Annotated in this window: 2 protein-coding genes; both read right to left on the bottom strand. The window is 74.1% G+C overall.

The features are described 5' to 3' along the window. Positions 1 to 51 precede the first annotated feature (51 nt). Positions 52 to 633 carry a hypothetical protein gene (locus AA75_RS34255; RefSeq protein WP_033824259.1) on the bottom strand — a complete coding sequence of 194 codons (582 nt, stop codon included), beginning with the start codon at positions 631 to 633 and terminating at the stop codon, positions 52 to 54. Between the two features lie 181 nt (positions 634 to 814). Continuing rightward, positions 815 to 2,935, bottom strand: a complete 2,121-nt coding sequence (locus tag AA75_RS34250; RefSeq protein WP_233289308.1) for an RICIN domain-containing protein — start codon at positions 2,933 to 2,935, stop codon at positions 815 to 817. Positions 2,936 to 2,983: the final 48 nt, after the last annotated feature.

Here is a 2,983-nt window from a genome sequence, read left to right as displayed (position 1 = left end):
GGTCCTCCGGTGTCCCGGGCCGAGGCCGGGCGGGGTGCGCGGGCGGCGGGGTCAGCGTGCCGCGCGGCGCCGTCGCAGCAGGGCGGCGGAGACCACCACCGCGGCGACGGCGGCCAGCACCGCGGCCACCGCGATGACCCAGTTGGGGCCCGCATCGGCGGAGTCCGCCGTCTCGGCCACGGCCGCCGGGGTACCGGTCGGCGCCGCGGACGACGGGGGCACGGCCGGGCCGGCCGTGCCCCCCTCACCGGCCGTGGTGCCCGGCACCGCGGTCACCGTGAGGTCGGCCTGGCCGCGGCCGAGCGCCGGGAACCCGGACTCGACGGTCACCGCCCAGTGGCCGGGCGGCAGGGCCAGCGCGGTGGTGAAGGTCCCGGGGGTGCCGGCCACCGCCTCCAGCTTCCAGGGGCCGACCGTCCGGCCGTCGTCGGCGGTCGCGCTGAGGGTCGCGGCGACCTTGTCGGTGACCGGGTCGTTGTCGTTCGCCCAGGTGGCGGCGGCCCGGGTGTGGCCGTCCCCCAGCGCGGAGATCTTGAAGACGATGGTGTCGCCGTGGGCGCCGGCCTGGCCGGCCCCGCCCAGGACGGCGAGGCCGGCCATCACGGCGGCTGCGGCGAGCGTGCGGATGCGCATGCGGTGGCTCCTCGGACGGTCGTGCGGGGTGCGGGAGTGCGGTCGAGCGGTGGTGCGGTGCAGCGGTGGTGGTGCGGAACGGGCCGCGGTACGCAGCACCGCCGGGCGCCTGGGCGCCGCGGCGGATTCGCGTACCGGGGGTGGGGCGGGAGGTCGGTCCCGCCCCACCGGTGCGGGCGGTCTAGGAGACCGGCTGGATGGTCCAGTTCTGGTAGGACTGCTCGTTCGCCTTCTGCAGTTCCAGCAGCCAGCCGCCGTAGTACCAGCGCTTGCTGGCGCCGAGCACCAGCGAGGAGCCCTTGGCGGTCAGCGTGTAGCCGCTGCCGCTGGCGTTGACGGTCCACTGCTGGGTGTCGGCGCTGCTGCACGGCTGCTGCATCACGTACTGGCCGGCCACCGCGTTGCCGCCGATCTGCAGGCACTTGTCGGAACGCACCGAGCGGATCCGCAGGTTGCCGCCGCCCTGGTCCTCGAACGTCCACTGCTGGTTGGCGTAGCCGGTGCGCTGGTAGCCGATCAGCACGGCGCCGTCGTTGGTCGAGCCGCCCCACATGTCGGCGGCCTGGCCGGTCAGGCTGTTGGTCATCGTGTACTTGGTGCCGGGCTTGGTCGGGCCGGGGCCCGCGGCCTTCGGGGTGCGGAAGGAGGCCTCACGACCGGCCTTGCCCGCCTTGCCGGACTGGTCGCGCACCGCGACGGCGATCTTGTACGCGGTGTCGGGGCGCAGGTTGATCAGGCGCACCGCGGTGGAGCGGACGGTGCCGAGGGGGCGGCCGTCCAGCACGATGTCGTAGCCGCTCGCGCCGGCCGCCTGGGACCAGCTCAGCACCACGGAGTTCTGGGTGAGCTGACCGATCGCCACGTCGGGCGCGACCGGACCGCCGGTCGGGCTGGGGCTGGCGGTCGGGCTCGGGGAGCCGGTCGGCGACTTGGTCGGGCTCGGGCTCGGGCTCGGGTTGGGCGACGGGCTGCCGGTCTTGGTCGCCGTGGCGGTCGGGGTCGGCGTCGGGTTGGGGCCGGTGCCGCCGCCGGAGATCAGGAACTGGTTGTTGGCCACGTTCCAGTGGGTGGTGAGGTAGCTGCCCGCGGCCGGGTTGGTGTTGTAGTAGTCGTCGTGGTTGCAGTCCAGCCGGTCGTCACTGGCGCGGTTGGGGCACTTGGTGACCATCTGCGGGTAGTACGGCGCGTCCGAGTAGCACATGATGTCCCACTCGTCGACGCAGTGGCCGGCCTTGCTGCTGTTGGGCGCGCTGTTGTTGACCGCGCCGAGGTTGTGGCCGAGCTCGTGGGCGGCGGTGGAGCCGCCCCAGCAGCCGCCGTCGGTACGGCCGTAGGACGGGCCGAAGTTGCTCAGGTTGTCCTTGCCGGGGCGCTCGTCACCGGCGAAGGTGCCGATGCCGCAGTAGACCTGGGCATCCGCGAAGATCATGTACTTGCGGTCCCTGCGGTTGAACCCCTGCTGGGCCAGCGCGTTGTTGGTGGCGCCGAACTCCTGCAGCGCGGAGGCCGAGAGCTCGACGTTCAGCACCGCGGCCGAGCAGTCGGACTCGGTGACGAAGCGGATGTGCCGGGTGCCGCCGGTCTCCTCGGCACTGGCGTTGTAGATGACGTCGGCGTCGGCCGCCCACTTCTTGAACGAGGGCAGGTACTGGCCGAAACGGTCCTTGCCGGGGGCGTGCACGTACAGCACCTGGACCCGGTTGCCGGTGCTGCCGTCGCCGTCGCAGACCACGGCGGTGCCGGCGGCGGCCGCGGCGGCGGAGGCGGGGGTACCGCCGGCGGCCGGGGCCTCGGAGGCCAGCGCGCTGCCGGACTGGACGTCGAAGACGGTCTGCCCGCCGAGCAGGTCGGCGGCGGACGGCGCGGCGTCGGAGGCGACGGTCAGCGCGGCCGGCTCGGCGGCGGCGGCCGCGACGGGCTTGGCGTCCTGGTGGATGTCGACGCCCTTGGGCGCCTCGTCCGGGCCGTGGGTGCACAGACCCGCGTCGGACACCTTGTACACACCGGCACACTTGTCGCCACCTGCGGCGGGAACCAGGCCGGTGTACACCATGCCCTTCCCGGTGTCGCTGGCCGGCACCGCGGTGACCGGGGCGGGGGCCTCGTTGTGCAGCGGTCCGGCCGCCGGGCCTATCTCCTGGGTGACGGCGGCGTCGGCGGAGACGACGACCGGCCGGTCGCCCTCCAGCGCGGTGCCGATCGTGACGGCTCCCGCGATGAGGCCTGCTGTCACGGTGGCTGCCACCAGCAGCCGGCCACGGCGGTTTCGGCGGCGGTGCGTGACCGCTCCCCTGCGTCCCATGCGTGTCTCTCCCTCATCGGCAGGTGTCGGTCGTGGGTGCCGACACCT

The organism is Kitasatospora sp. MBT63, assembly GCF_000710465.2.
Classification (GTDB): Bacteria; Actinomycetota; Actinomycetes; order Streptomycetales; family Streptomycetaceae; genus Kitasatospora.
The sequence above is the reverse complement of the archived record's forward strand: the minus strand, read 5'-3'. Positions and strand labels throughout refer to the sequence as shown.

Coding starts and splice junctions, on each gene's coding strand:
- AA75_RS34255 (WP_033824259.1), bottom strand. CDS start 633: ATGCGCATCCGCACGCTCGCCGCAGCCGCCGTGATGGCCGGCCTCGCC.
- AA75_RS34250 (WP_233289308.1), bottom strand. CDS start 2,935: ATGGGACGCAGGGGAGCGGTCACGCACCGCCGCCGAAACCGCCGTGGC.